This window comes from Roseibium sp. R5 (assembly GCF_055755305.1).
This window is the reverse complement of sequence record NZ_CM146910.1, coordinates 158015-184819: the sequence shown is the minus strand read 5'-3', so window position 1 is coordinate 184819 and position 26805 is coordinate 158015. Positions and strand designations below refer to the sequence as shown.

Annotated in this window: 26 protein-coding genes and 1 riboswitch; of the genes, 7 read left to right on the top strand and 19 right to left on the bottom strand. The window is 55.1% G+C overall.

Annotated features, from left to right (window positions below; genetic code table 11):
• Window positions 1-113: 113 nt before the first annotated feature.
• Window positions 114-803 (top strand): Crp/Fnr family transcriptional regulator, encoded by a 690-nt coding sequence (locus tag AC0J4F_RS00910; protein ID WP_008195708.1) that lies wholly within the window; start codon window positions 114-116, stop codon window positions 801-803.
• A gap of 16 nt (window positions 804-819) precedes the next feature.
• Here AC0J4F_RS00910 and AC0J4F_RS00905 read toward each other — a convergent pair whose 3' ends face one another.
• Window positions 820-1254, bottom strand: a complete 435-nt coding sequence (locus tag AC0J4F_RS00905; protein ID WP_209179344.1) for an RrF2 family transcriptional regulator — start codon at window positions 1252-1254, stop codon at window positions 820-822.
• A 72-nt stretch (window positions 1255-1326) separates the two neighbouring features.
• On the opposite strand from AC0J4F_RS00905, the gene AC0J4F_RS00900 reads away from it, so the two are divergent.
• The 3 genes from AC0J4F_RS00900 (at window position 1327) to AC0J4F_RS00890 (ending at window position 2618) form a co-directional block, all read left to right on the top strand.
• A complete protein-coding gene (locus AC0J4F_RS00900; protein WP_473025143.1) occupies window positions 1327-1800 on the top strand; it encodes a group III truncated hemoglobin in 474 nt (157 codons plus the stop codon).
• Between the two features lie 12 nt (window positions 1801-1812).
• Window positions 1813-2031, top strand: coding sequence for a hypothetical protein (locus AC0J4F_RS00895; protein WP_133948456.1), 219 nt, complete (start codon window positions 1813-1815; stop codon window positions 2029-2031).
• 230 nt (window positions 2032-2261) lie between these two features.
• Window positions 2262-2618, top strand: coding sequence for an acyl-CoA thioesterase (locus AC0J4F_RS00890; RefSeq protein ID WP_133949632.1), 357 nt, complete (start codon window positions 2262-2264; stop codon window positions 2616-2618).
• Here AC0J4F_RS00890 and AC0J4F_RS00885 read toward each other — a convergent pair whose 3' ends face one another.
• From AC0J4F_RS00885 to AC0J4F_RS00860, 6 genes are all read right to left on the bottom strand, one after another.
• A complete protein-coding gene (locus AC0J4F_RS00885; RefSeq protein WP_209172628.1) occupies window positions 2619-2915 on the bottom strand; it encodes a hypothetical protein in 297 nt (98 codons plus the stop codon). It lies immediately after the preceding gene.
• Between the two features lie 41 nt (window positions 2916-2956).
• A riboswitch (SAM-I-IV-variant riboswitch) is annotated at window positions 2957-3079 on the bottom strand.
• A gap of 60 nt (window positions 3080-3139) precedes the next feature.
• Window positions 3140-3853 (bottom strand): ABC transporter ATP-binding protein, encoded by a 714-nt coding sequence (locus tag AC0J4F_RS00880; protein WP_473025142.1) that lies wholly within the window; start codon window positions 3851-3853, stop codon window positions 3140-3142.
• 1 nt (window position 3854) lies between these two features.
• Complete coding sequence (locus AC0J4F_RS00875) at window positions 3855-5093, bottom strand: ABC transporter permease (RefSeq protein ID WP_133948451.1); 1239 nt, start codon at window positions 5091-5093, stop codon at window positions 3855-3857.
• Entirely contained in the window at window positions 5090-6160 is a 1071-nt protein-coding gene (locus tag AC0J4F_RS00870; protein WP_473025141.1) for an efflux RND transporter periplasmic adaptor subunit, read from the bottom strand. The genes AC0J4F_RS00875 and AC0J4F_RS00870 overlap by 4 nt, the downstream gene beginning before the upstream one ends.
• Window positions 6161-6271: 111 nt before the next feature.
• Window positions 6272-7273: an MDR family NADP-dependent oxidoreductase gene (locus AC0J4F_RS00865; RefSeq protein ID WP_133948447.1), complete on the bottom strand. Its 1002-nt coding sequence runs from the start codon at window positions 7271-7273 to the stop codon at window positions 6272-6274.
• 158 nt (window positions 7274-7431) lie between these two features.
• Complete coding sequence (locus AC0J4F_RS00860; protein WP_133948445.1) at window positions 7432-7644, bottom strand: SlyX family protein; 213 nt, start codon at window positions 7642-7644, stop codon at window positions 7432-7434.
• 657 nt (window positions 7645-8301) lie between these two features.
• Here AC0J4F_RS00860 and AC0J4F_RS00855 point away from each other — a divergent pair.
• Both AC0J4F_RS00855 and AC0J4F_RS00850 read left to right on the top strand, forming a co-directional pair.
• Window positions 8302-8760 (top strand): cache domain-containing protein, encoded by a 459-nt coding sequence (locus AC0J4F_RS00855; protein WP_133948443.1) that lies wholly within the window; start codon window positions 8302-8304, stop codon window positions 8758-8760.
• Between the two features lie 91 nt (window positions 8761-8851).
• On the top strand, window positions 8852-10552 hold the full coding sequence (locus AC0J4F_RS00850; protein WP_473025140.1) for a methyl-accepting chemotaxis protein: 1701 nt from the start codon (window positions 8852-8854) through the stop codon (window positions 10550-10552).
• Window positions 10553-10636: 84 nt separating this feature from the next.
• Here AC0J4F_RS00850 and AC0J4F_RS00845 read toward each other — a convergent pair whose 3' ends face one another.
• The 7 genes from AC0J4F_RS00845 to AC0J4F_RS00815 form a co-directional block, all read right to left on the bottom strand.
• Window positions 10637-11098 (bottom strand): hypothetical protein, encoded by a 462-nt coding sequence (locus AC0J4F_RS00845; protein ID WP_473025139.1) that lies wholly within the window; start codon window positions 11096-11098, stop codon window positions 10637-10639.
• A gap of 25 nt (window positions 11099-11123) precedes the next feature.
• A complete protein-coding gene (locus AC0J4F_RS00840; protein ID WP_473025138.1) occupies window positions 11124-11639 on the bottom strand; it encodes a hypothetical protein in 516 nt (171 codons plus the stop codon).
• A 172-nt stretch (window positions 11640-11811) separates the two neighbouring features.
• Complete coding sequence (groL, locus tag AC0J4F_RS00835; RefSeq protein ID WP_133948437.1) at window positions 11812-13455, bottom strand: chaperonin GroEL; 1644 nt, start codon at window positions 13453-13455, stop codon at window positions 11812-11814.
• A gap of 57 nt (window positions 13456-13512) precedes the next feature.
• The gene (gene groES / locus AC0J4F_RS00830) at window positions 13513-13800 is read right to left on the bottom strand and encodes a co-chaperone GroES (protein ID WP_008195263.1); all 288 of its coding nucleotides are present in this window, start codon (window positions 13798-13800) and stop codon (window positions 13513-13515) included.
• 302 nt (window positions 13801-14102) lie between these two features.
• On the bottom strand, window positions 14103-14678 hold the full coding sequence (locus tag AC0J4F_RS00825) for a hypothetical protein (RefSeq protein ID WP_473025137.1): 576 nt from the start codon (window positions 14676-14678) through the stop codon (window positions 14103-14105).
• A 109-nt stretch (window positions 14679-14787) separates the two neighbouring features.
• Window positions 14788-16278, bottom strand: a complete 1491-nt coding sequence (locus tag AC0J4F_RS00820) for a sigma-54 dependent transcriptional regulator (RefSeq protein WP_473025136.1) — start codon at window positions 16276-16278, stop codon at window positions 14788-14790.
• Between the two features lie 146 nt (window positions 16279-16424).
• Window positions 16425-16973, bottom strand: coding sequence for a hypothetical protein (locus tag AC0J4F_RS00815; protein WP_473025134.1), 549 nt, complete (start codon window positions 16971-16973; stop codon window positions 16425-16427).
• Window positions 16974-17558: 585 nt separating this feature from the next.
• On the opposite strand from AC0J4F_RS00815, the gene AC0J4F_RS00810 reads away from it, so the two are divergent.
• Window positions 17559-19067 (top strand): EAL domain-containing protein, encoded by a 1509-nt coding sequence (locus AC0J4F_RS00810; protein ID WP_473025133.1) that lies wholly within the window; start codon window positions 17559-17561, stop codon window positions 19065-19067.
• A gap of 340 nt (window positions 19068-19407) precedes the next feature.
• On the opposite strand, the gene AC0J4F_RS00805 is transcribed toward AC0J4F_RS00810, so the two are convergent.
• The 5 genes from AC0J4F_RS00805 to ileS form a co-directional block, all read right to left on the bottom strand.
• Window positions 19408-20745, bottom strand: a complete 1338-nt coding sequence (locus tag AC0J4F_RS00805) for a M16 family metallopeptidase (protein WP_473025132.1) — start codon at window positions 20743-20745, stop codon at window positions 19408-19410.
• Between the two features lie 2 nt (window positions 20746-20747).
• On the bottom strand, window positions 20748-22208 hold the full coding sequence (locus AC0J4F_RS00800; RefSeq protein WP_473026392.1) for a M16 family metallopeptidase: 1461 nt from the start codon (window positions 22206-22208) through the stop codon (window positions 20748-20750).
• 113 nt (window positions 22209-22321) lie between these two features.
• Window positions 22322-23047 (bottom strand): hypothetical protein, encoded by a 726-nt coding sequence (locus tag AC0J4F_RS00795; RefSeq protein ID WP_209172642.1) that lies wholly within the window; start codon window positions 23045-23047, stop codon window positions 22322-22324.
• Between the two features lie 86 nt (window positions 23048-23133).
• Window positions 23134-23658 carry a signal peptidase II gene (gene lspA, locus AC0J4F_RS00790; RefSeq protein ID WP_133948424.1) on the bottom strand — a complete coding sequence of 175 codons (525 nt, stop codon included), beginning with the start codon at window positions 23656-23658 and terminating at the stop codon, window positions 23134-23136.
• 18 nt (window positions 23659-23676) lie between these two features.
• Window positions 23677-26637, bottom strand: coding sequence for an isoleucine--tRNA ligase (gene ileS, locus AC0J4F_RS00785; protein ID WP_133948423.1), 2961 nt, complete (start codon window positions 26635-26637; stop codon window positions 23677-23679).
• Window positions 26638-26805 lie beyond the last annotated feature (168 nt).

Here is a 26805-nt window from a genome sequence, read left to right as displayed (position 1 = left end):
TTCCATGTTTTTCAATATAGGGGTAGTTTGGGCATGGGCACGTGATGCACATCACAACAATGCGCGTATTTCGAAATTGGCCGGTTTGACGGCAATGTCTGCAGGGGGCAGGTGTGGCAAAGATCGATGATTTTCTGAAAAATAGCTTTTCTTTACAAGGGCTTGATTCGGAATTGGCGCTTGGGCTGTCAAAACTCGCTCGCCCGATAAAAATGGCGGCCAATGCCACACTTTTCGAAAACGGGGACCCTGGAAACGGCTGTTATGCTGTTCTGGAGGGCTCTTTGAAGGTGTCGATCCTGTCAGTCGATGGGGATGAGCAGTTGCTTGCGGTTCTCGGACCAGGCGATCTGGTTGGTGAGCTTGCCTTGCTGGATGGCCGTCCCCGGTCTGCAACGGTGAGCGTTTTGAAAGAAGCGCAGCTGGCATTCATTGAAAAGTCCGCCTTTGAGCGGTTCGCCGATGAAAACCCCGCCGTCTACCGCCACATGCTGTCCATCGTCGGCAAACGTTTGCGCCATGCCAACGACGTCCTGGCAGCGCGTTCTTTCTTACCACTTCCAGGACGTGTCGCGCAGACATTGCTGCAGCTGGCCGAAACGTTCGGCAAGCCTCTCGATGATGGCCGCGTTCTGATCCACTACAAGCTCAGTCAGGCGGACATTGCCAACATGGCCGGAGCTGCCCGTGAGAATGTCAGTCGGGTCCTGAACGATTGGAAGCGCTCTGGAACGATCAGCCGGATCTCCGGCTACTATTGCCTGGAACAGGTAGACTTTCTCGAACAAGCTTCAACACTTTAGGCAAGGCGCCGAGCATTCATATCTTCTGCGTGCCGGCCAGGATCGAACCAAGCGTTTGTTCATTCAGGCTGTCGAGGAACGCCTCCGCCGCCCTCGCCATCGCGCCCTTGAGCGCGCAGCGCGGTAAAAACGGGCAGCTTGCCGGTTCATCCTTGAGGCACGCGACCACGCCAAGATCTGGTTCAATCAACCGCACCACATCGCCAATGCGGATGTCATCTGCCTCTTTGGCAATCCGGATCCCGCCGCCACGGCCCCGGGTCGTTTCCAGGTAGCCGGCCTTGGCAAGTTGAGCCACTATTTTCATGACATGGGATTTCGCCAGGCCAAGTTGCGCGGTCAACTTGTCCACTGTCTGCGGGGCATCTGATTGGCTGATTGCCATCAGGAGTCTCAAGGCGAAATCACTGGCTTGACTGAGGCGCATTTCCAGAACTTTCAAAACATTCATTTTATATGTTGATTTTAGCGTGCACTTCTGCCATTTAAAAGATTCATTTTATATGAATGTTATGAGGTTGCGATGCAAATCAAACAAACACCACAGGAAACAGGTAACGCGGTCGCCCGCTCCGACGGGGCCTGTGAGGTGCAATACGCCGAAGTCACTCCCGAGACGATCCGGATCCTTGTGCATTCATTCTATGGGACTTTACGCCAGCAACCCCATCTCGGTGAGATCTTTGAAAAGCGTCTCGGAGGGCGTTGGCCGGAGCACCTTGAGAAGATGGAACGGTTTTGGCAGTCCGTTCTCCTGAAAAACGGGACCTACAAAGGCAAGCCGGTTCCGGAACACCTGAAACTAAAGGAAGTGGTCAGCTCGGATTATGGCGATTGGCTCGACGTATTCCGGCCGGTAGCACGCGAGATTTTTGTTTCGGACGTTGCCGAAGAGATCATCGCCATTGCCGAACGGATTGCTCAGAGCCTGTGGCTCGCAACGTTCGGTTTTGCCGGCAGTACACCGCCGGGGGAACTCTTTACTGAACAAGCCTGATAGGAGGGGCTCATGTTACCGGCAATCGTCTTGGTGGCCGAAGGTCTGGTTGTTTTGTGGTTCGCGGTCTTCATCGGAATGATGGTGTCCATGTACCTGGATTCCAGATCCATGCCTTTGCCACGCCTCGATGTGGCGGGGCGAACGCTGATTGGCAGCGCCAAACTCGCCTTTGCGGTCGGAATGACCGCATTGGCGGCACTGACCTATTATGAAATCCCTATGTTCTGAATTTACAGGAGACACCAATGTTCAGTGCAAAATGGACACAACGTGGCTTACCCATCCTCTTGATCTGGATTGCAGCACCAATGCCGCTTTGGATCATGGCCATTCTGATGCTGATTATCTGATTGATAGCGTTGTGTTTTGAAGCGGTTGGGCTAGGCTCGGTAAAACACGAAACTGGAGCGACCGCTTTGAGTGAAGAAACACCGCAAGGGGAACTGACCCTCCGGACAATGGCAATGCCGGCCGACACCAATGCATCTGGTGATATCTTTGGCGGGTGGGTGCTGTCTCAGATGGATCTCGCCGGTGGGATTGCCGCGGGGCAAAGAGCGCAGGGCCGCGTTGTCACGATCGCAGTCGACAAGATGAAATTCATCCGCCCGGTCCATGTCGGAGATGTCTTGTGTGTTTACACAAGCGTCGGCCGCGTCGGGACAAGCTCCATGGAAATCAAACTGGAAGCCTGGGCTTTGCGCCACCGTTTCGGCGGCCGGGAAAAAGTCACCGAAGCGATTTTCACGATGGTCGCCGTTGATGACCAAGGCAAGCCACGTCCAGTCCCCAAGGACACTCCGGCTCCGCAGTAATCAGGCGCGCAAGGATCTGCGCGCCAGCAGGTCCGCAAACAGCTCTTCATCGACCGCGCAAATGCAGCCATTGGCCCAAAGGCGCAACAATGCCTGTAAGCGGTCGACCCGCTCATGCTGGGTCAACCGGCGTTTGTGGCGTGGCAGTCCGCCATACACCCGAATGGTCTTCATGCGGGCCAGCACACAATCTTCCGCGGTAGATTGCCAGATCTCGGCCGCTGTCTGATCGGCCTCTTCGGCGTCCTGGTATCTGATCAACTCGGCCGCTTGTCCGGCCAGCGCATCTTGAAACAAAAAATCCTCCATCGGTTGCCCGAGGAGGACTGGCGCAGGAAAACTACCGCTTCGTTGCCGCGCAGCCTCTTTTGAGTGTCTGGACGGCCGCATCCCTGTTGCGGAAACCACCTTGCCCGGTCGGCAGGTTGGCGAGGGCGCCAGCCCTTCTCTTGATGATGGCAGGCTTATGCCATGAGTTCCGTTTTTTGGCAAGTCATCCAAGAACCGAAGGACTCCAACGGTTATTGATTGCGGTCATAGTCGATTTTTCCATCGACCAGATGAATGCGACGCTGCATCCGGCCGGCAATATCCATGTCGTGCGTAACGGCTATCACTGTGGTTCTTTGTTGATCGACAATCGATTGAAGCGACATAAACACCTGCTCTGTCGCGACAGAATCGAGACTGCCGGTCGGCTCGTCTGCAAGGATCAGGTCCGGCGCATTGGCAAGCGCTCTTGCAACGGCGACGCGTTGACGCTGCCCGCCGGACAATTGGGCAGGTTGCCGGTGCAAAAAGTTCTCCAAGCCGAGATCTTCCAAGAGACCTGCCGCGCGGTCCTTTTGCTCAGCTGCAGCAAGAGCGCCAAGTTTTTGCATTGGAATCATCACGTTTTCCATAGCGGTGAATTCCGGCAAGAGAAAGTGGAACTGGAAGACAAAGCCGATCTTTTCCAGCCGCAAGTGAGCCATTTCGGTCTTCGATAAATCGTGCGTCTTGCGGCCGCCAATCAGGACTTCGCCCTCCGTCGGCCGGTCCAGAAGTCCAAGCAGATACAATAGAGATGATTTTCCAGAGCCCGATGGGCCGGTGATCGCGACGAACTCCGATGTGCCGATCGAAAACGAGATGTTCTCCACGAGAGTGACCGGAACTACAGCCGGAAGAATGCGGGTCAAGCCTCGCGTTTCCAAAAGTGGGGCAGGGGTGGTTGGGATCGGGGCAACGTTCATGTCAGGTCGCGCCCCGGATGATGTCGACAGGATTGAGCGCGGCAGCCTTTCTGGCAGGCACAAAACCGGCAATGCCCGCAGACAGAAGCGCCAGACCACTGGCGATCATGTAATGCACATGAGAAAAGTATATCGGCAGACGGGTCATTTCGATGTCGGTGGTGACCTCGAATTTGATTGTTGCAAGATAACTCGACAATCCAAATCCAAGTGCAGACCCGACAAGTGCTCCGAGCACACCGATCACCAAACCCTCCAGGACGAAAATCTGCTGTATGTCGGGTTCCGGAAACCCCAGCGATTTCAGGATGGCAATGTCCCGGGCCTTTTCATGCACGATCGTTGAAATGATGTTGTAGATCCCGAAACCGGCGACCAGAAGAATACCGCCGACAGCAGTAAACATGATCACGTTGCGGACAAAGAAAGCCTCCATCAGCCCTTCATTGGCCTCTTCCCAGGAGATCGACTTGTAGCCCAATTGCCGCTCGGCCCTTGCAGCAACTGCGACGGCTTCATCGATGTTTCTCAGCCGGATCGTGATGGCATTGATGATGTCAGGTTTTTCCAGAAGGATCTGGACGGCTTTGAGAGGCGCATAGGCGAGGCTTTCGTCGCTGGTGGTGATCCCGGTATGGAACAGGCCGACAATCTTGAACCGTTTCGCGACCCCGTTTGCTGAGGTCAACGTGACTGTGTCTCCAAGGTCAGCGCCAAGCCGTTCGGCTGCCTTGTCGCCTAAAACCAATCCGTTGGAGGTTGTGCCGAGGTCCTCAAAGGCCCCCTCCCGGATGTCCTCGCCAATGTTGGACACGAGAAGTTCCTGCTTTGGGCGGACACCAATCAGCGTCATGCCAATGTCCTGGCCGCTGTAGCGCAGCACAGCCTGACCCGTCAGGCGTTGTGCGATGTCGCCGTCAACCCAATCTCGCAGCGAAGCTAAAGCTTCCGTTGGATTGCGGATCCCACGCAAGTCCTCCAACGGCCGCAAACCGCGAAAGGCAACAGCATCATAAACGGAGCTGGCCGGTTGGGCTGTTGGCGTCCGCTTATCATCCTTGATCTCCACATGCGGAATGGCGTCGATTAAGGTTGCCATGAAGTCACGTTGAGAGCCCTCCATGAGGGCGGCCATGGCAATGGAAAACCCAACACCGAGTGCAACACCAAGCGTGGAGACCACCGTTTGCCGGAGCCTGTTGCGCACATGGGTCGCAGCGATGCGGAGCTGAAGGATCATTCTGGCGTGCCCTCGGCCACCGGCTCAACCTTCTGGCCATCAGAGAGATCGTCGCGAAACGGCAGGAGAACAGCATCTCCGTCAGCAATACCATCGAGAATTTCGACAGCTCGGATCCCGGTTATCCCGGTTTCGACGACGATGGTCTCAACGGTGTTGCTGCTGGAAACAGTCTGAAGCCGCTGACCATCGAGAGCGGCCACCGGTACGAGCACCGTTTCCGGCTTTTCAAGGGTGACTATGTTGATTTCGGTGGTCATGCCGATGTGAAGCGGCGTGTCCTTTGGAAGGTCCAGGTAGACGCGATAGTTCTTCAAAACCGGATCCCCTTTAGGGGTGATCCGGGCAACGGTCGCGGTAAGGTCCTGCCCCGGAAAGGCGTCCGCCCGAACCAGCGCTGTTTGGCCCGCGGCGACTTTTGGAATGTCCTCCTCATTGACTTCTGCGACAAGTTGCAAGGGTTTGGGCTGGCCGATCCAAAACAGGATGTCTCCGGGTTCGGCGACCTCGCCGACAGACCCGTCCTGCCGCAAAACGACGCCATCCATTGGCGCGACGATCTTGTAGTCCCGCAGACGTTCTGTTTGCGCGGCTATGACGGCATTTACCTGAATAAGCTCGCTCTGCGCGCGGTCATAAAGATGTTGGCTGATGACCCGGCGCTCCAGCAGCTGCAGCGCCCGCTCACTCTCAGATTTCGCTAGGGATTGGCGGGCTTCCAGTTCCGCAAGTGCCGCCCGCGCATCGCCGCTGTCGAGCTCGGCCAGCTGATCGCCCTTTTGTACGACCATGCCCTCGCAGCCACACAAGGACACGATGCGTTCTCGCAAAATCGACGTGACCTTCGCCCAGTTGACCGGTTCGACCACGGCTGTTGCGTAGACGACATCGGCAGCCGATCCGATAAACGCCTCGGTGACGGTGACCTTCGGAGGTCTGGCAGACCACCAGTTCCATGCTGAAAAAGCCGCACCGAGAGCGGCCAAAATGAGCAAATAGCGGAAGTATCGCATGGCACTACCTGTTTCGTATCCGGCCAAACTAGTCCGTTTGACGTGGTCCGCCATGCGGTGGATCAATCGACAGATTTCACGAGGAATCTAAACTCTCAATTCTGCTCAGAAAAAGAAAAGCCGGCTGACTGCTCCACCGGCGATATTCTCAAAAGGAAAGGATGATCAGAGGTCCGAGACCTTGACTACCAGCTTGCCTGTATTGCTGCCATCGAACAGCTTGTTGAAGACGATTGGTGCGTTTTCCAGCCCCTCTTCAACATGAAGCCGGTACTTGAGTTTGCCTTGCATCATGAGTTTACCGAGTTCGGAGAACAGCATTGGGTAAGATGCATAATGGTCCGGCATGGTGAAGCCCTTGAGCATCAGACGTCGCCGGATGATGGTCGTCATATCGAGCGGATCCGGATCGATATCGCCGTTGTAAGCGGAAATGAAGCCGCAGAAGATCATGCGGCCATGCGCGGCCATATTGCGGAAGGCTGCCTTGAAGGGCGCACCACCGACATTCTCGAAATGCAGGTTGATGCCGTCCGGAGCGAACTCGGCAAGCCCTTTGCTCAGATCGTCGGTCTTGTAGTTGAGGGCTGCGTCAAAGCCGAGGTCCTTGGTCAGCCAGTCACACTTTTCCTGTGTCCCCGCAATACCGATCACGCGTAGGCCGAGCGCCTTGCCGATCTGGCCGACCAGAGAGCCAACCGACCCGGCGGCTCCGGTTACACAGAGCGTTTCGCCTTCCTTCGGTTGACCCTCAATGACCAGGCCCTGATAGGCGGTCACCCCTGGCAGGCCAAGAACGCCCATATAGTGCTCAATTCGGTCCATTTGCGGGACAACGCTGATCTCGCCGGGAGCCACGTCGACATATTTCGTCCAGCCTGGTGTGCCGGAGACCCAATCACCGACCTTGTAGGCATCAGACTTGCTCTCCTCAACAACGCCAACACCCAACGAGCGCATCGTCTCACCCAATTGAACTGGCGGAATATAGCTCTTTGTGTCCGGCGAGACCCAACCGCGCATCGCCGGGTCCAGGGAGACATAAACGACACGAATGCGCGCCTTGCCATCTGCCAGAGGTCCCATGTCTTCTTCGACACGGTCGAAGTGCTCCGGTCCGAGTTTTCCTTCGGGACGGGATTTCAGGGTCAAGTGCAGGTTCTGCATCTCAGTGTCCTTGGTTTAACGCAAAATGTGTATACGCACCGCATTATACGTAAGCGAACTATCGCATTGAGCGCAAGTGGCAAGATGGGCTCTCAAACGGTTATCGATAACCCGTGTTGTTCTGTCGGTTCGTCAACACGCGGCCACCCAGTCGGGGCTCAATAGTGTGGCGGCTTCTCGATCTGATGACCAGGCAACACGTTTTCAATCAACTCTTCGACCTGATCGGTCATGTTGAGGAGCTTTCGGGTCAGCCGGTCAATCTGTTTCCCTTGCTCAACGACAACGCCATTCAGCTCATCGATTGTGTGCGTGGCGTGCGCAAGATCGATCTCAAGTTTTTCGAGCCTACTGTTCAGTTCGGCACTCATAGCGGTCTCTTCGCATCAAACAATCTTCGGTCACTGTCTAGTGCCATTCCCGATTTACGGCAAACGAATCTGTTGGATGGTGGAATCAGGTTGCAACATGGTACGTGGCACTGATTTTTTTGAGAAAAACAAAAAAATATAGGCCTGGACCTGGATATTTTGTGTGCGTCCATTGGCGGATTTTGAGCGTTAGTTTGCCGCGAACTTGGCGAGCCATATCAGCGGACCGAGTCGTGATTGAATCTTCGATTTTGGTTGTATCGCGTGGTGGGTGCCTGCAAGGGATGCCCTTGAAATAAATGGGATTTGAAAGTGTCGTAAGGTGATTTTGAGGGGTTTTTCGTACAGAGAATCAATGGCAATTGAAAGAAAATACACTTCGCCGAAAAGAGCGGGAACAGGTCAGAATAACGATGCGTTTACATTCAGAGGTTGTATATTGGTAGTTTTATGTATAGAGGTGGCGGGAATAAGAATTATATTGTGCGGTGCAAAATACGCCTCTCAATTTAGATTGTACATATATTTCGATTAAATCAAAAATAGAAATTGGTTACTTGCTCGGTATCAACTCCAATTAATTCCATTATCCGAATATTAGGTTTTCTCTCTTCTGTTGAGAGCATCTTTGATGACGTCTCAGGAGGAGATTAGGGAATGATCAAATCAAAAATTGCGGTACTCCTGATTACCGGACTTTCGATGGCTGGGTCCGCCACTGCATTTGCAGCAGATCGCGGCACGGCAGATGAAGCAACGGCAATGCTCGACAAAGCCGTGGCGCATTATCAGTCGGCTGGGGCGGATACGGCACTCGCAGACTTCTCCGCCACCGATAAGGGTTGGCAAGATCGGGATCTCTACGTTTTCTGCTTCGATGATGCTGGTGTAACGGTTGCTCACGGGGCGAACGCGAAGCTTATTGGTCGTGACCTGTCGGGTCTCAAGGACGCCGATGGCAAAGAGTTCGTGATGGAACTTGTGAGCACGGGCCAATCTGGTGGCGGCTGGGTTGACTACCGTTGGCCGAACCCGGTTTCGAAGAAAATCGAGCAAAAGTCGTCCGTCGTTATGTCCGCTGGCGATCACATCTGCGGCGTTGGCATCTACAAGTAAGGCTCGCCACCGCTCGCCTTAGCCAACCAAATGATACCGATGGCCGTTTCGGCCATCGGCCTTCAATTAGAATATAATATTGGATGGAAAAATGAACTGGTTCGCCAACCTTGCCTTAGCAAAAAAGATGTTCGTCACACCGGTCATCCTGTTGGTGGGATTGGGAGTTGTTTCTGTCATTTCCTTCATGGCGATCGATCAGCAACGCGCTGCCGTTGAAAATCTGAGCCATGTTCAAATCAAAGCCTTTGCGGACATGAACCGCGTAAAGGAAAACCTTTCGAGCGCTCAGCTGTCCCTCTATGATTTGATGACAACTGCGCAAAATGAATCGGACATGGAGAAAATCAATTCCAAGTTCGAACAGTCAACGGCACAACTCAAGGCGATTGTTGCAGACTTTGAAGCTTTGGACTTGTCCAAGCTGGACAACGCCGATCTGGCAGAGCTCCAAGAAGGTGCGATCAAGCACGCCAAAGAGTACTCAGAATCCGCTCTCGGGACGGCCGATATGGCAACCCTGGATGTCGCAACTGCAAGCATCTTCATGAATGATGCGACGCAACTTCACGCCAAACTCGTTGGTGATGTTGATAAGTTGAAGACCGTTGTTGACGGTCTGAGGGTTGAGGCAACTGACGCGACCCTTAATGGCGCGCAAGAAGCTATGAAATTGTTTCTACTGACCGTGGCCCTGGTGGCTCTGGTCGGGTTGATTGCGAACTGGCTGATTTCACGCATGATTTCGCGCCCAATTGTCCAGATCATCGGGTCTATGACCGCACTTGCAGGTGGGAACTCTGACGTGGATGTGCCGGCCACTGACCGCCGCGACGAAATCGGACAGATGTCGCGAGCGCTTGCCGTCTTCCGCGAAAATGCTCTTGAAGTCGAACAACTCGAGCTAGAAAAAGTCGAACGAGAGCGCCTGGCAGCGGAAGAGAAGCGGGCGGCGATGAATGCACTTGCTGATCAGTTCGAAACTGCTCTAATGGGAATTGTCGATACCGTGACGGATTCCTCGTCCCGCATGCAATCGACGGCGCAATCCATGTCGTCCGTTGCTGAACAGACCCAGCAACAGGCAAACACCGTTGCTTCTTCGGCGGAAAACGCATCGCAGAATGTACAAACAGCCGCCTCGGCCGCTGAAGAAATGTCGGCTTCCATCGGGGAGATCAACAGGCAGGTCGCAGAATCGGCGGAAATCTCCAACCAGGCCAATGCGGAAGCGGAGCGCTCCAACGACTCGGTCCGTGGATTGGCAGATGCAGCGAGCAAGATCGGAGAGGTCATCGAACTGATCAGCGGCATCGCAGAACAAACGAACCTTCTGGCACTGAACGCAACCATTGAGGCGGCGCGTGCTGGCGAGGCTGGGAAAGGGTTTGCAGTTGTGGCTTCTGAGGTGAAAAACCTCGCAACTCAAACAGCCAAAGCAACCGAAGAAATCGGTTCGCAGATCTCGGGTATGCAGTCAGCGACTGGGGAGGCTGTTGAAGCGATCCAGTCGATCAGTCAAACGATTGGCCGGATCAAGGATATCTCTGACACGATATCTGGTGCTGTGAGTGAACAAGGCATCGCGACACGTGAAATCGCCGCCAGTACGCAGCAGGCGGCCTCTGGCACTGCTGAGGTCGGTCACACCATCAATGATGTTGCACAAGCGGCTTCCGACACGGGCAATGCAGCCAAGGAAGTTCTTGAAGTTGCCGTCGACCTTTCGGATCACGCTAGGAACTTGCGGTCCCAGGTTGAAGACTTCCTTGGTCAGGTCCGGGCTGCCTAACACGAGCTCTTTCAATGACCTCGTAATTGAAAAGAAAGTGCGGAAAACATTTGGCAGCACCCGCGGCTTCGATCAGTAGACACTCTAATTATCTACAAAATTAGCGATAAGTTCTGTCACAAGCTGTTTCTGCCGATTTAAGTCTCCAGCTTCCTTCAAAGACAGATAGTTGGTGCCCGATTGTATGTGTTGGGCACCAAACGGCCTGGTGTTGGCCGAATATCCGAGACTTTGAGCATAGGCGCCCAATCGAAGCATGCGTGTCCACAAGTCGGCACCGGTTATGACATTCTCCAAGCCGACTTGCATGTTTGGATCTTTGTAATAGGTCTCAATGGCGTCGATCGTCATCAGGGAGTGCCCGAAATGGACACGGTTATCTGCCGGTACAACTTTCAAGGCCTCTGGAAGATCGCTCCCACGTGCGGCTGCCTCCGGGAAAGCTGTGTCCGGGATAGGGTAATCGATAATCTCAAAAGGGAACAACCGGTTGGTGTTTTGACCTGATCCCGAATTCCAGCCACCTTGTTTCGATGCCCAGAACATCCCCTGTAGAGCTCCCTCCTTGATGTTAATAGGTAGCCGTTTTGTCTCCGCCTTTATCATCGCGGTTCATGGTGACCAGCGCATCGGTCGAAAGGGGAGTTGCTTGTTTCTGCATCATCCGGATGGATGCCTCCACACCGGTTTTGTCGACGCCAATTGGGGCATAGACGAAATACCGGCTTTCATAAAATGCCGGTATCGAGGCTTTTGTGTCCGGAAGCGACGGATTGATCGGCGCGAAATCTGTCGACAATGCGCTTCTAAGGTTTCCGATCGTGTTCCAATATCCTGCAAGAACCCAATACATACGCATTTCACTGGAGGTTGCGATAAAGCCTTGGGAGTGAAACGGCCTGTAGCGGGTTGAGGTGTTTTCAAACAACGCCGAGCTGAAGAAATAGGTGCTTGGTATCTGGCCGACCTTGAGTGTCAAATTGCTTTTGTAGTCGCTGTCGACGGCTTGTGTCGTGAGGCCGATGGTTCCGAAAAGTCGGTTCTTGGCGGTGATCAGTTTTAAAGTGTTGTCGTCTTGAACTGTCATACCTAATGCCCTGCACACCATTGTCGTTATCCCGCCAAATGCGGGTTCTAGGACAAGGACGTCTCAGCCATCGGTATGTGAGCAGAAGTATGTTGCGCAGAATACAGCCGGGAAAAAAGCAAAAAGGGCGGCCCGAGGGCCGCCCTTTCCATAAGACTTGTGAGTGGCTGGTTTAGAAGCCCATGCCGCCCATACCGCCCATGTCGCCGCCCGGCATTGCCGGTGCTGCGTCTTTCTTCGGCAGCTCAGCAACCATGGCTTCGGTGGTGATCAGGAGACCGGCAACAGATGCTGCGTCCTGCAGAGCAGTACGGACAACTTTGGTCGGGTCAATAATACCAGCTTCGATCATGTTGACGAATTCTTCGGTCTGTGCGTTGAAGCCGAAAGTGGTGTCGTCGTTTTCCTGGATCTTGCCGACAACGATGGAGCCTTCGACACCAGCGTTTTCAGCGATCTGACGGATCGGAGCTTCCAGAGCGCGCAGGACGATCTTGATGCCAGCTGCGATGTCAGCGTTGTCGTTGGCCAGGCCTTCGACAGCTTTCTTCGCACGCAGCAGAGCTGTACCACCACCCGGGACGATGCCTTCTTCAACAGCAGCGCGGGTTGCGTTCAGAGCATCATCAACGCGATCTTTTTTCTCTTTCACTTCGATTTCGGTCGCACCGCCAACGCGGATCACAGCAACACCGCCAGCGAGTTTCGCCAGACGCTCTTGCAGCTTTTCACGGTCGTAATCGGAAGTGGTTTCTTCGATCTGAGCTTTGATCTGACCAACGCGGCCGTTGATGTCGTCCTTGGAACCTGCACCATCAACGATGGTGGTGGTTTCTTTGGTGATCGCAACTTTCTCAGCAGTGCCGAGCATGTCGAGGGTCACGTTTTCCAGCTTGATGCCGAGATCTTCGGAGATCACGGTGCCGCCGGTCAGGATCGCGATGTCTTCCAGCATGGCCTTGCGGCGGTCGCCGAAGCCCGGTGCCTTGACTGCTGCGATTTTCAGACCGCCGCGGAGCTTGTTGACAACGAGAGTTGCCAGCGCTTCGCCTTCAACATCTTCTGCAATGATGAGCAGCGGACGGGAAGACTGAACAACAGCTTCCAGGATCGGCAGCATGGCCTGCAGGTTGGAGAGCTTTTTCTCGTGCAGCAGGATGAACGGCTTTTCAAGGTCAGCCAGCATCTTGTCAGCGTTGGTTACGAAGTACGGAGACAGGTAACCACGGTCGAACTGCATGCCTTCAACGACTTCCAGCTCGGTTTCCAGAGACTTGGCTTCCTCGACGGTGATTACACCTTCGTTGCCAACTTTCTGCATGGCTTCAGCAATATCTTTGCCGACCTGCTCGTCGCCGTTTGCGGAGATTGTGCCAACCTGAGCAACTTCTTCAGACGTGGTGATGTCTTTGGAAGCAGCCATCAGAGCTTTAACAGCTTCTGCAGCAGCCAGATCTACACCGCGCTTCAGGTCCATCGGGTTCATGCCGGCAGCAACAGCCTTGGCGCCTTCTTTGACGATGGCCTGTGCAAGAACGGTTGCAGTGGTTGTGCCGTCACCAGCGATGTCGTTGGTTTTGGAAGCAACTTCACGCACCATTTGTGCGCCCATGTTTTCGAACTTGTCTTCGAGTTCGATTTCCTTGGCAACGGAAACACCGTCTTTGGTGATGCGCGGTGCGCCGAAGGCTTTGTCGAGAACGACGTTACGGCCTTTCGGGCCAAGTGTAACTTTAACGGCGTTTGCGAGGGTGTCGACGCCACGGAGCATTTTCTCACGTGCGTCAGACGAGAATTTTACTTCTTTAGCAGACATGTAGTCGTCTCACTTATTCTGGAATTTGCGATTGAGATCAAAAAGCGGTTCGCTGAATTAAGCGATCACGCCCATGATGTCGGATTCCTTCATGATCAGGAGGTCTTCACCGTCGATTTTGACTTCAGTGCCGGACCATTTGCCGAACAGAACGCGGTCGCCTGCTTTGACATCGAGAGCAACAACGTTGCCGCTGTCGTCACGCGCACCGTTGCCAACTGCAACGATTTCGCCTTCCTGCGGCTTTTCCTTAGCGGTATCCGGGATGATGATGCCACCAGCGGTCTTCTCTTCGGAGTCGACGCGGCGAACTACGACACGGTCGTGAAGTGGACGAAATGCCATAAGACTGTTTCCTCTCATGAGCGCGCCCCACGCAATAGGCAGCGCGCGAGACATGATTATTGGGTTACTGAGAACAGGAGAAATTACCCCTCCCATCCGCGATTAGCACTCCCTAGTGGCGAGTGCTAACAGCGCCCAAGGATTTATGTATCGCGGAGGGGCTTGTCAATGGCGGAAGGAAGATTTTCTGGCCGGATCCGGCACATTGGTACGACACTGTTAACGCTTGGATTTCCCTGCGTCTAGCCGCGGGCTGAGCGTGGTCGATACTCGAGCCCTGTGAGTCGTGAATTAGATGCGGATCAGTTGGCGGCCTGAATTGTAAATGGAAGCTTGAAGCCGGCTGTTTGATTACCGATTTGATCGGCGAAAGTGGCTTCGAGTGCATAGTCGCCTTCGGGCAAGCCATCGAACTGAAATGACAAGCTGGCCGACAGTTGGCGTTGCTTGGATCGGGTCGTGCCGGTGAACTCTGCAAAATCAGATTGTTCGCTCAAGACCTGACCTGATGTGTTTATCAGGCGATAGCTGGCGGCTAGTTTATATGTGTAACCGTCTTGCGACTGATCGAATGCATATCCGACAGGCTCAGCATAAAGCGCAATCGTCTCACCGGCTGAAAACACATTGTTTTCTGTGGCAGTGTACTTCCCATATCCACTGCCGGGACCGTTTGTGAATGTCACAGATGAAAAAGCAAGGCCGTCTGCAGCCCATGCGGCATCGAAAGCTGCCAACGCTTCCGTGAATGCCGGGGAGGGAGACTTGTAGTCAGGAGATTGAGCAACAGCGGAGCCCGCCGCCGCGAATATCCCGAACACCAATGCAAGAGAAGTGGAATTCCGCCCAAGCTTAAACCGGCTTGCCTGCTTCGTCATATAAATCCCCGCCGCCCTTAGATCTTGTCTTTTCTTAGCGATTTTGCCGATATAGACCGAGCGTCGCCAAGAAACAAGGAAATGTGTGCGTTGCGGTAAATATAGCCGGTTAAAGGCTGCGGGCGGACCAGGATTGTTTTTTGCGATAAATTGTCGACGGGCTGATCTCCAGTGCCGCAGCGGCCATGGCTATGTTCCCATCAAACGCATCGAGTGCATCTTCGATAATGCGGCGCTCTTGAGCCCAGAGAGGTTCAATCGCACCGAATGGCCGACTGGCCGGAGCTGCGCGAGATCGTTCGCGCGACAGGTCGATGATGCCGTTCGGGCGCGATTGCGCATCGCGAATGACCAGAGGAAGCATCTCGTGGGTAACGGCAGCGCCATCATTCATCACGACAATCTGACGGATCGTGTTCTCAAGCTGGCGGACATTTCCAGGCCAGCCGTAAGAAACGATCCGCGCTTCTGCATCTGCGTCAAAACCGCGGAAGTTGCGGCGTTCCTCACCTGAATACCGTTTCAAGAAAGCTTCGGCCAACGGCAGAATGTCCTCCCGCCGTTCCCGCAAGGCGGGAAGATGCACTGGCAGAACATGTAAGCGATAGTAAAGGTCTTCGCGGAAGCGGCCGGCCGTGATTTCAGTCAATGGGTCCCGATTGGTCGCGCATATGATCCGGGCATCCACCTTCCGGCTTGCCGTGTCGCCAAGCCTTTGGAACGTGCCGGTTTGCAAAAAACGTAAAAGCTTGCTTTGCAACAGCAGATCCATCTCCCCGATTTCATCAAGGAACAGCGTGCCACCGTCAGCTTGTTCTGCCGCGCCGGCACGATTGTCGGCAGCACCAGTGAAAGCACCTCGGACATAGCCGAAGATTTCACTCTCAATCAGATCCCGGGGAATAGCCGCGCAATTCAAGGTCACAAATCGACCGGAATTCCGATCTGAGAGTTCATGCACTGCAGCCGCACATAGTTCCTTTCCGGTTCCAGATTCACCGGTAATGAAAACAGGGGCCTGCGATGGTGCCATGCGTCGGACTTGATCGTGAATGTCCAGCATTGCGGGGGAAGTGCCGATCAGTCTGTTGAGCCCCAAAGCCTGTTTGGGTTCAGGAAGACTGCGCGGTGCTGGCAAGTTATCTTGATTTACTGCCTCGATCTGGATCGTACGATCTGCCGTCTGTTGGCAGGGCTTTGTAACAGGCCGGCGCTGTTGCAGTTGGAAGCTGATTTTCGATGCCAGCGCATCCAGAGAGAATGGTTTTGTCAGAAAATCATGAGCCCCGGCGCGCATTGCACTGACCGCGCGGGAAACAGACCCCATCGAGGAGACCGCGAGAATAACGGCCTTGGGGCAGCGGACCGCGTAAGCCTCAAGTGCTTCGTCGCCGCCAATCGTCTCCAGATCAATGATGAGAATGTCTGTGGTCTTATCAGCAAGGTCCTGCAGACAGGGAGCAGTATCGGTATAGAGGATTGGCTCAGAACACTCGGCCGATAGTCTCGCACAGACTGCCGATGTGCGGGCTGCTTCAGACGCCGATGCGTCCAAAACGCGTACAATCACAGGCAAGGTCTTGCCCTCTTTACTCCCCATCGCAGGGTAACTCCCATCGCTTTGGTCATAATCCTTCGGGGCTCGAAAGATTGACTAATGGGATAATTCGCCAAACAGGGTAAACAAAGCGTTGTCACAAAGCGCAAAATGCAGTTTTTGCCCGGAAAGGCATTGAAACGCGGAAGTTATTCACTGCCTGCCCAGTAACCGGCCGCCAAGCAAACGGCATTTGTGACAAGCAGCCAGCCAACGGGAATCCGCGGACGAGAAATTGCGTTCTTGAGCAGTGCACGTGCACTGTTTGAACCTAAGTGAGTAGTTTTTGGCAGGTCGCGTCGTCCTGGCGGTTCTTCTATTTCTGAATGAGACGAAGAGGCATTGCTGGTGTCAACGGTTGTGGGGGCTGCTGAAAGGTTTTCCGCCAGCGGATCGTCATGTCTTGGGGTAGCTGATGCAGGGACGCCGGATGTGCCCTTCATGTTCGCAAATTCAAAAGCCGGCGCATAACCGCCCTTCGGGATGGAGATCCTCACTGGATTCGACGCCCCTGATCCCTCATAGTATTTGGATAACCGTGATCTCAGCCGAGCCGCCTCGACCCTGACGATTGGATCTTTGTCCGGATCGAAGTTTGCATCGCGCCCAAGAGCCTCAACTGCGATTGTGATCCCTTTCAGTTTCTCAGTCTGGTCATTTAGGGCTGCATCGACCACGAAATGCAGGAAGGCCTGCAACTGAGGCGCTGACTTGAACTCTGGGCTGTTGAGGATGTGTTTCAAAGATCCAAGGACAGCATCTGCTCGGGGTCCGAGTTCATTTTGTCCAGGCTTGGATCGTGAAGCTTTTGCCGGGCTTGTTCTGCCCTGACCGCCCGACAAAAGTGGACCCTGGATTGAGGGGGATATGTCGGTTGTGGTTGAACCTTCTTCGAATGGTTCCGACCGCAATGATCGCCCCGGCATGGGCATTTTGAACGCCTTTCTGCTCCTGTGAGACGGCTGAAGAACAAAAGCTTACGTAAGGTAATCTTACGACATGTGTGTTTGATTTCAATCCCTAATTGCCGGAGAACGGGCAAAGCGGTACCTTCTAACGCGGCTAGCGCGGGAGAAACCGGGGCACTGATTTGGTGTGCGGGTCATTTTGGAGCCGCATTGCGCGCATAGTCGGGGACAAGTCGCCAAAAACAGGTTTTACAGGAGCTTACGGATTCGGAGGCTGCGCTGTCTTAAGGCATGATTAACCAGTCTTTTTTGATTCGCATCGGGTAGATTCAGTACCAAATGGGCCGAACTGCGACCATATTTGTAGCGATATGCATGGTGATCATTGCACTGTCTTCAGCGGCAGTGATGGTTTTCCAATTTGGCCGTCCATTTGGCGAAGCCGTGTCTCTGTCCCTAGCGCTGATGTGCACGATGATCCTCGTTCATTTGCTGATCGGACGGTCGCGGGACCGCAGTGCAGTGAGCGACGCCGTAGAGCGCCTCGAAGAACGCATGACGGATCTCGACGAGGATGTCGGCAATCTGGAAGGTCGTCTCACCGGCATGGAACATACGATGCCGCGCCGGACCCGGGCAGAAATCGATCCATTGTTTGCAGAGGTCGAAGTGCTCGGCACTCTGGTCAAGCAGATGGCGGAAGCCATGTCCGACCTGGAGACCAAGGTGGAGGATCAGCAGGCCATCGCACCTCCGCCACCCATGCAGAGTTTGCCGCAATATCAGCAGCCTCAGCAGCCAAACCAAGGATATCCGCAGACCAACGGCCAAGGTCAGGCTCATCCGGGTCAGTATCCGCAGCAAGCGCCAGTCCCGCACCATGCTCCTTACGCGCCACCGCAAGCGCCGCAGCCTGGCCCTTACAATGACGGCGTCGTTCCGACCCATCGTGATATGTCTGAGCTGGACCGTCGCTATGGTGTGCACGTGCCACGCGATGGCCGTGCGCCTGATAGTAGTGCCGGTGCGCGCGACATCGATGAAGGTTTTGCCGATCTTCCGGCTGAACCATCTGCGGAGCGCCTGACCAATCCAGGCCCCAACCCGGCCATGAATGAGCTCATCACTTCGGCGCTGAATGCAAACCGCGTTGAGCTCTTTCTGCAACCGATTGTGAGTTTGCCTCAGCGTCAGGTGAAGCACTACGAAGCGTTTACCCGCCTGCGGAACGCCAACGGCGATTCCATTGAGGCGCAAGCCTTCATGCCCGAAGCCGTTCGCTCCGGACACATCGCCCGCATCGACAACTTGCTTCTGTTCCGGTCGGTTCAGGTTATCCGCAGGCTGATGTCGCGCAATCGCAACGCTGTCCTGTTCTGCAACATCTCTTCATTGTCGTTGTCGGACAAAACTTTCTTTCCCGGCTTCCTGGAATTTGTCCGGTCCAACCGTGAGTTCTCAGACGCCCTGATTTTTGAGTTCTCGCAATCCGATATCGCTCAGATGGGTGCGGTTGAGCTGGAAAGCCTTGCAGCGCTTTATGAATCCGGTTTCCGTTTCTCTGTTGATCAGATTGACGACATGAGAATGGACTTCAACAGCTTGGCTGGCCGTGGCTTCAAGTATGGCAAGTTGAATGCGGATTATCTGATCGGCCGACGGGAAACCAATCACGGTCATATTCACCCGTCCGATTTTGGGGATCTGCTGCACCGCTACGGTATGGAACTGATCACTGATCACGTTGAAACCGAGTCCCAGGTGCTTGAGCTTCTCGACTTCGACGTAAAACTGGCCCAGGGCAACCTCTTCTCACCGCCGCGGCCTGTGCGGGCGGAAGTCTTGCAAGGCACACCGGCACCACGCAAAAAAGCGGCAGGCTAAACCAGCTCCGGTATCAAGCCGTCTGTGATCACGCTAGCCGCGTAACGCAGGCGGTCTTGCAGAGCCATGAGCTTAGCGTCACGGATATGTTTCTTCGCGATGAGCCCCAAACAAAAAGCGGCGGGAAAGTCCCGCCGCTTGAGCGTGATGACAAACCTCATACCTCTCAATAGTCACCCTCGGCCTTGTGCCGAGGGTCCATATTTTTCAATATGTTATGGATGTTCGGAACAAGTCCGAACATGACGCCGGAGGAATTCACGAACTTTGTCAGGAGTCTGAAGCGGCGGGAAAGTACCGCCGCTTATTTTGTTTTGAAGTCTCAATCCTGGCCCTCAGGTCAGTCGGTTGCAGGCGGGTTGTTAGGGCCGACCTGGATAATTGTCGGGTCAACACCCGCTACGAGGCGCTGGGCGACCCGGTTGACATCGTCCAGAGTGACAGCCTCGATTTCGCTGTTGCGTCGGTCGAAGTAATCAATGCCCAGACCGGCATTCTGAAGTGCAACCAGTTGCCGGGCGATTTTTCCGGAACTGTCGAACCGGAGTGCATAGGAGCCGGTCAGAAACCGTTTGGCACTTGCAAGTTCAGCTTCTGTCGGTCCTTCCTCGGCCATCCGTTTTAGCTGAGCCAGCATGACGTCGACGGTCTCGGATGAACGCTCGGCTTTTGTTGAGGCAGAACCAATGAGAACGCCTGTGTGCTTGTAAGGCGAAAGGGACGTGCCTGTGCCATAAGAGAGGCCGCGCTTCTCGCGTACTTCCTGATACATCCAGGAGGTGAAGGTTCCACCGCCCAGAATGTGGTTCATGACAAACGCTGCTTGATAGTCCGGATCGTCCCGCTTCAAACCTGGCAGCGATAATAGGATCGTTGTCTGCGGTACATCGAGGAACTCTTCGACATTGTCTCCGGTTCGCGGGGTGAGCTCTTCGATTGGCTTCAGGTCGGCTTTCTCGGGCAAACCTGCAAAGACTGTATCCAAGACTGACTTCAGGGTTTCAGCGTCAATTGCGCCAACAACACCGATTTTGAGCCCGTCCTTTGCGATGAGGTTGGGCTTGTGCGCTTTCAAGTCATCCGGTTGAAGGCCCTCCAGTGTCTCAGGTGTACCAAGCGTCGGTTGCGCATAAGGATGATCGCCGAACACAGCTTTCGACAGTGCAAGGCCCGCAATGGCATCCTGGTTGGTCTCATTCCGCTTTGCGCGGGTGATCAGCTGAGTCTTCATGCGCTCAACTGGCTCAACATCGAACCGCGGTGCGTTCAGTGCGAGTGCGAGCATCTCCGTCGCTTCGGGAAGCGTTTGGGTCAGAGTGCGCATGCTGCCGAAGAACCTGTCCTTGCCGGTGCTGAAGTTGACGCTCACGGCCAGCTCCTCAAGCCGTGCCTGATAATCTTCAGAGGTCAGGTCACCTGCGCCCTCATCCATTGTTGCGGCCAGAAGGCGTGTCAGACCGGCTTTGTCTGCCGGATCTTGAGCCGAGCCGCCTTCAAAAGAGAAGTTTAGGGCAATGATCGGCACCGTGTGGTCTTCAACCAGCCATGCTTCGATGCCCTTCGGACTGATGACTCGTTCCACTTCCACAGCAAAAGATGGACGCACTGCGAGCGCTACAACGGCAAACACGAATGCGAACAAGGCCGGGGTGGTGGGGAATACGTGTTGCAATCTCATGATCAGGACTCCTTGCCGGACTTATCGGCGGTGTCGGCGTTTGATTGCGGGCTTCTGAGTTCCCCGGTCACAGGTGTTGCGGTCAGAAATTCTCGTGCAACCGCTTCAACGTCTTCGGGTGTGACGGCTTGGATTTGGCTTGGCCAAGTCTGGACGTCTTCGACTTCCATGCCGGTTGTGAGGGCCGCACCGAACAGCCTTGCAAGGCCGGTCTGGCTGTCTTGAGCGTAAATCGAACTCGCGATCATGCTGCGTTTTGCCCGATCGACTTCTTCTGCGGTTACACCCTCTTCCAGCAACTTGCTCAGTTCTTGCGCTGCAGCCGCTTCGACGTCTTCCAGCGTATGGCCGGGCCGCGGTGAAGCGTAGACAACAAAACGTCCGCTGTTCAGGGCTGTGCTCTGGTAATAGGCGCCAGCACTTGTGGCGAGGCCAGCATCCAGCACAAGGGCCTTATAGAGACGGCTGGATGGGCCCTGACCCAAGACGTAGGACAGAATATCCAGCGCTTCCGGTGTCCGGCCTTCGCCGGTTGTCTGGCTCGGCACGATCCATGTGTGGGAGATCGCCTCTTGCCTGACCCGCGGATCTGTGACCGCGATCCGCCGTTCTCCGGCCAGCGGCGGTTCCGTTGGACGAAGACGCTCGCCCGGCTCTGCCCGGCGCGGGACCTTGCCATATGTATCTTGGGCGAGATCCAGAACGGTAGCTGGCTCTACGTCACCTGCGACGACAAGCACGGCGTTATTCGGGGTGTAGAAACGGTCATAGAACGCGATTGCTGCATCCTTGTTGAGAGCTTCGATCTCATTCTGCCAACCGATAATCGGGGATCCGTAGGGATGATTGACGAACGTGATAGCGTTCATCGCTTCCCGCAAGCGTGACCCGGGATCGCTCTCAACCCGGTCTCGGCGTTCTTCCAATACAACGTCCCGTTCGGGCGCGACCACCGCGTCGCTGAGAACGAGGTTTTCCATCCGGTCCGCCTCCATTTCCATCATCAGCGGCAAGTGTTCTTTTGCAACACGCTGGAAATAGGCGGTGTAATCGTAGCTGGTGAAGGCGTTTTCCTGGCCGCCGCGGTCAGCAATGATTTTTGAAAACTCACCGTCCGGATGGTCCTCGGTTCCCTTGAACATCAGGTGTTCCAGGAAGTGAGCGACACCGGATTGACCTTCGGGCTCATCGGCCGATCCGACCTTGTACCAAAGCATGTGCGTGACCACGGGAGCCCGGCGATCAGGGATCACAACCACTTCCAGTCCATTGTCGAGGACGAACCGCTCCAGATTCGGCGCGATGACAATTTCGTTTTGCGTGACTTCCAAAGCGTTTGCCTTGGACAGGGTTACGCCGGATAGCGGAACGGCAAACAGCGTGGCGGAGAAAAGGCTTGCCAAAAGTCTGCTGCGCAAAGCGCGGTCAAAACTGAGTATCGGTATTGGTTGGCGCAATCCAATCACGGGGAAGCTCCTGTTGTATGCCCAAACGAAAAGGCCTCCGGCCCAAACACCCCATATAGGGTCGAATGGATCGGAGGCCTCATTAAATGTCTGTAATTTGGCGTGAAGAGTTAGTTACAGTATTTGGACTCGCCCGCCATACATCTTGGATCGAGGCGGTTCGTTTCGTGGTCCCGCTGTACCTTCACGTATTCTTTTTTCACTTCGATTTCTGTCGACGGCATCGGAGCGTCGGCAGACGGCGTGCTGTACGCTGCAGGCGGCTCGATCAGGTATTGCCGCTGAAGTGCAGCGCCAGCCGTCTGTGTGCCGGCTTGTTGCTGTTTCAGCGCATTAAACCGCTCTGACTCGATTTTCATTTGTTCCGGTGACAGACGTTTGCCCGGGCCAAGCGCAGTATCCGGATCGGATGCTGCCCGCAGTTCCGGTGTCGACGCAGGACGTTCAACACCGACGATTTCAATTCCTGCCATCTGTTCTGGTGTCAACCGCTTCAGGTCACCGCGGTGGTCCGTGGCAACTTTGTAACGATCCCGCAGGGCGTTCATCTCATCTTCGTTGCGCTGCTCGGGCCAATTCTGCGACCCTGCTCCAGCAACTTCGGTGGACGGCGATGGCAACGTTGTGTTGTCGGCCGGCATGGCAAGCGGAGCGCGTGGTTTGTACTCGATCTCTTTTTTGTTCGGATCGACAGCACCAAGGCCCGACATGATGTTGTTCACCAAAGCCGTGTCGGGAGCAACGGTCGTTCCGTCGGCTGCCTGACAAGCTGCGAGGCCTGTCACTGCTGCGAGCAGGAGGCCTTTGGAGATAAAATCGCCGAGCGTGCGCACCACAACGTATCCTTCAAGAAATCGGACACTGTCTGACCACCGCCAAACAGAAAATAATAGACCCAACCTATAAACCGCTAATTTGCGGCTTAATTTGGACCGTTTGCGAAACTGTCATACAGGAGACCGATGACACCTGCAACGATCCACACGTCGGCTAGGTTAAACACGTACCAGGAGAACGTGCCGACGTGGAAGTGGACGAAGTCGACCACAGCTCCGTAAACCACCCGGTCTACACCGTTACCGATTGCGCCGCCGATGATTAGGGCCAGTGCAAGAGCCGGAAGCTTCAAATCGACGCGGGTCGACCAAATCCACAGTGCGATCGTCGCTGCAATGGTGAAACCGGCAAGCAACCAGCGGCCCAAATCACTGTCTTGCTGGAAAAGGCCGTAAGAGATGCCGCGGTTCCATACGAGAACAAAATCCAGAACCGGTAAGACCCTTACCGGGCCATTTGCGGCAAGATCAAAGCCATGGACGAACCAGATCTTGGTTGCTTGATCCAGAAGGAGGCAAATGGCAGCGACGGTCAGAACGAGCCAGCTTAAGCCGCCCCAGACATAGGTCGGTTTTGCGGGGTGATTTGAATTATCACTGCCATTTGTCATCAAGGTCTCATTGATCCGTTATGCGGCAACGTTGGCTGCGTCCCATTCACGCAGCGCGTCGGCGTCCCTTGGTGTCACATCTGGATAATCCGGGTCTGTGCCGACTTCTGGCAGGATCTTCCAGGACCGGGCGCATTTGGTGCCCTCCGCAAGTGCGGGTACGACCGCAACGCCCTTTGTATCGTCCAGCGAAAACGCGCCTTCCGGGGCTGGATCCGAACTCAAAGTGAGTTGGCTGGTGATGGCAATGTCAGCCATATCCCGGCCTTCCAGCGCAGCCATGAGGTCTGGATCGGTCACGTGAACAATGGGATGTGCTTCTAATGAGGAGCCGATCCGCTTCTCGCGGCGTTCGATCTCAAGAGCACCGGTGATCACACGGCGAACCGTTTTGATCTTGGCCCACTTCTCCGCGAGCGCATCGTCTTTCCAGTCTGCCGGAACCGCCGGGAATTGCTGCAGATGTACAGATGTTTCCTCGCCGTAGCGGGAGACCCAGGTTTCGTCCATTGTGAACGGCAGCATCGGCGCCATCCATGTGACCAGGCTGTTGAACAGCTTGTCGATGACATAGAGAGATGCCTTGCGGCGATTGGAAGACCCGGCGTCGCAATAAAGCGCGTCCTTGCGGATGTCGAAATAGAACGCCGACAGTTCCACCGTCATGAATGTGAACAGCTGGTGGAAGATTTTCTTGTAGTCGTAATCGGCGTAGGCCTGGCGAACCATGGCATCAAGCTCTGCAAGCCGGTGCAGCATCAGGCGCTCCAGCTCCGGCATGTCACTGAGGGCAACTTCTTCGCCGGTCGCATGCGCCAGGGAGCCCAGCATCCAGCGCAGTGTGTTCCGCAGCTTGCGGTAACTGTCGACGCTGGTTTTGATGATTTCCGGACCGATCCGCTGATCTTCCGAATAGTCGCACGACGCTGCCCAAAGACGCAGGATGTCCGCGCCGTATTGCTTGATGATGTCCTGAGGGAACACCTGGTTGCCGAGCGACTTGGACATTTTGCGTCCATCTTCGGCCATTGTGAAGCCGTGCGTTAGGACCGCGTCATACGGTGCATGACCCCGGGTGCCACAGCTTTCCAGGAGCGAGGAATGGAACCAGCCGCGGTGCTGGTCCGAGCCTTCCAGGTAAAGTACGTAATCCTTGCCGCCAGCAGTCTTGCGCTGTGGGTTGAGATCGTCACGCTTTTCCAGGCAGAACGCATGGGTGGACCCGGAATCGAACCAGACATCTAGGATGTCCATGACCATGTCCCACTCATCAGCCTTGTGATCGTTGCCGAGGAAGCGTTCCTTTGCGCCCTCTGCGAACCAGGCATCCGCTCCTTCTTGAACAAACGCCTCATAGATCCGCGCATTGACCGCTTCATCCTTGAGAACTTCAGATGTGTCCTTGTTGATGAAGACCGTGATCGGCACGCCCCAAGCGCGCTGGCGAGAGAGAACCCAATCCGGGCGGTTTTCGATCATTGAACGCAAGCGGTTTTGACCGGAAACCGGCACGAACCGTGTTTCGTCAATTGCGTTGAGGGCCCGGGTCCGCAACGTGTCGCCTTCGCTGGACAAGGTCTTGTCCATATAGACAAACCATTGCGGCGTATTGCGGAAAATGATCGGTTTCTTGGAGCGCCATGAATGCGGATACTGGTGCTTCATGCGGCCGAGCCCGATCAGAGCGCCTGCCTGCTTCAGATACTCGATGTTGGCTTTGTTTGCCTTACCCTTTTCACCCTTGTGCGTGATGACCTGATTGCCCTCCAGGCCTGGCGCATCCTTGGTGTAGAAGCCGTCGTCGGCGACCGTGAAGGGGATTGCGGTGTCGATGCCGCGATCATCAAGGTCCTTGGCGTTTGCCATCCAGATTTCAAAGTCGTCCGCACCGTGACCTGGAGCCGTGTGTACGAAACCGGTACCGGCGTCATCTGTGACATGGTCGCCGTCAAGCAGCGGCACATCGAACTGATAGCCGCCGAGATCCATGTCCCGGTAAGGGTGGGCGAGCGTGAGCGCGGCCATCTCATCCGGAGACACCGCGCGGACCAGTTTGAAGTCTTCGATCCGGGCGTTTTTGAAGACGTCGCCAGCAAGGGCGTCTGCGAGGATCAGAAGATCACCTTTTTGCACCCAGTTGTCATCCGGCAGGCCGTCCTGGGTCACTTCATAAAGACCGTAATTGATCCGGGATGAGAAGCACACAGCGCGGTTGCCAGGGATGGTCCACGGGGTGGTGGTCCAGATAACAACCGAAGCGTCGAGCAGCTGCTCCGCCGCTGCTTCATCGGTGCCCCCGGCCTCAACGATCGGGAATTTCACCCAGATCTGATCGGACTGGTAGTCGTGGTATTCGATTTCGGCTTCTGCCAGCGCTGTCTTTTCGACAACAGACCACATCACCGGCTTGGAGCCACGATAAAGCTGGCCGGACATGGCGAACTTCATCAGTTCCTGGGCAATGACCGCTTCGCTCTCAAAGCGCATGGTGAGATACGGATTATCCCAGTCACCTTCGATGCCAAGGCGTTTGAACTCTTCGCGCTGTACGCCGATCCAGTGATCAGCAAAGTCCCGGCATTCCTTGCGGAACTCGTTGATCGGCACTTCGTCCTTGTTCTTGCCTTTGGCGCGGTATTGCTCCTCGATCTTCCATTCGATCGGGAGACCATGGCAGTCCCACCCCGGAACATAGTTGCTGTCATAGCCCATCATTTGCATCGACCGGGTGACGATGTCTTTCAGGGTCTTGTTCAGCGCATGTCCGATATGGATGTTGCCGTTCGCGTAAGGAGGGCCGTCATGCAGGATGAATTTGTCGCGTCCTGCGGATTGATCCCGCAGCGTCTTGTAGATGTTCAGCTTTTCCCAGCGCGCCAGAATTTCCGGCTCTTTTTTGGGAAGGCCTGCCCGCATCGGGAATTCGGTTTTCGGCAGATTCAGCGTTTCAGAATAGTCGCGTTTTGGTGCGTCGGTCATCGGTGGTCGATCCGGTCAGCGGGACGAGGCCCGCAGTCAATTTTCATGAAATGTCTGCCGGCGCGATGACGGCAGTCGAACGAGGCTTATCCCGGTCCCTGGCGCCGCAATTGCGTCAGCCGAGGGCCGGGCCGGTAATTCGCTTAATGTACGCCACCTTCATCCAGA

Excerpts from the sequence above, each read along its gene's own strand:
- AC0J4F_RS00880 (WP_473025142.1), bottom strand. The coding sequence starts at position 3,853 with ATGAACGTTGCCCCGATCCCAACCACCCCTGCCCCACTTTTGGAAACG.
- AC0J4F_RS00865 (WP_133948447.1), bottom strand. The coding sequence starts at position 7,273 with ATGCAGAACCTGCACTTGACCCTGAAATCCCGTCCCGAAGGAAAACTC.
- AC0J4F_RS00895 (WP_133948456.1), top strand. The coding sequence starts at position 1,813 with ATGTTACCGGCAATCGTCTTGGTGGCCGAAGGTCTGGTTGTTTTGTGG.
- groL (WP_133948437.1), bottom strand. The coding sequence starts at position 13,455 with ATGTCTGCTAAAGAAGTAAAATTCTCGTCTGACGCACGTGAGAAAATG.
- AC0J4F_RS00810 (WP_473025133.1), top strand. The coding sequence starts at position 17,559 with ATGGTGATCATTGCACTGTCTTCAGCGGCAGTGATGGTTTTCCAATTT.
- AC0J4F_RS00855 (WP_133948443.1), top strand. The coding sequence starts at position 8,302 with ATGATCAAATCAAAAATTGCGGTACTCCTGATTACCGGACTTTCGATG.
- groES (WP_008195263.1), bottom strand. The coding sequence starts at position 13,800 with ATGGCATTTCGTCCACTTCACGACCGTGTCGTAGTTCGCCGCGTCGAC.
- AC0J4F_RS00890 (WP_133949632.1), top strand. The coding sequence starts at position 2,262 with ATGGCAATGCCGGCCGACACCAATGCATCTGGTGATATCTTTGGCGGG.
- AC0J4F_RS00905 (WP_209179344.1), bottom strand. The coding sequence starts at position 1,254 with ATGAATGTTTTGAAAGTTCTGGAAATGCGCCTCAGTCAAGCCAGTGAT.
- AC0J4F_RS00875 (WP_133948451.1), bottom strand. The coding sequence starts at position 5,093 with ATGATCCTTCAGCTCCGCATCGCTGCGACCCATGTGCGCAACAGGCTC.
- ileS (WP_133948423.1), bottom strand. The coding sequence starts at position 26,637 with ATGACCGACGCACCAAAACGCGACTATTCTGAAACGCTGAATCTGCCG.
- AC0J4F_RS00840 (WP_473025138.1), bottom strand. The coding sequence starts at position 11,639 with ATGACAGTTCAAGACGACAACACTTTAAAACTGATCACCGCCAAGAAC.
- AC0J4F_RS00900 (WP_473025143.1), top strand. The coding sequence starts at position 1,327 with ATGCAAATCAAACAAACACCACAGGAAACAGGTAACGCGGTCGCCCGC.
- AC0J4F_RS00870 (WP_473025141.1), bottom strand. The coding sequence starts at position 6,160 with ATGGCGGACCACGTCAAACGGACTAGTTTGGCCGGATACGAAACAGGT.
- AC0J4F_RS00845 (WP_473025139.1), bottom strand. The coding sequence starts at position 11,098 with ATGTTCTGGGCATCGAAACAAGGTGGCTGGAATTCGGGATCAGGTCAA.
- AC0J4F_RS00805 (WP_473025132.1), bottom strand. The coding sequence starts at position 20,745 with ATGAGATTGCAACACGTATTCCCCACCACCCCGGCCTTGTTCGCATTC.
- AC0J4F_RS00820 (WP_473025136.1), bottom strand. The coding sequence starts at position 16,278 with ATGGGGAGTAAAGAGGGCAAGACCTTGCCTGTGATTGTACGCGTTTTG.
- AC0J4F_RS00825 (WP_473025137.1), bottom strand. The coding sequence starts at position 14,678 with ATGACGAAGCAGGCAAGCCGGTTTAAGCTTGGGCGGAATTCCACTTCT.
- AC0J4F_RS00860 (WP_133948445.1), bottom strand. The coding sequence starts at position 7,644 with ATGAGTGCCGAACTGAACAGTAGGCTCGAAAAACTTGAGATCGATCTT.
- AC0J4F_RS00850 (WP_473025140.1), top strand. The coding sequence starts at position 8,852 with ATGAACTGGTTCGCCAACCTTGCCTTAGCAAAAAAGATGTTCGTCACA.
- lspA (WP_133948424.1), bottom strand. The coding sequence starts at position 23,658 with ATGACAAATGGCAGTGATAATTCAAATCACCCCGCAAAACCGACCTAT.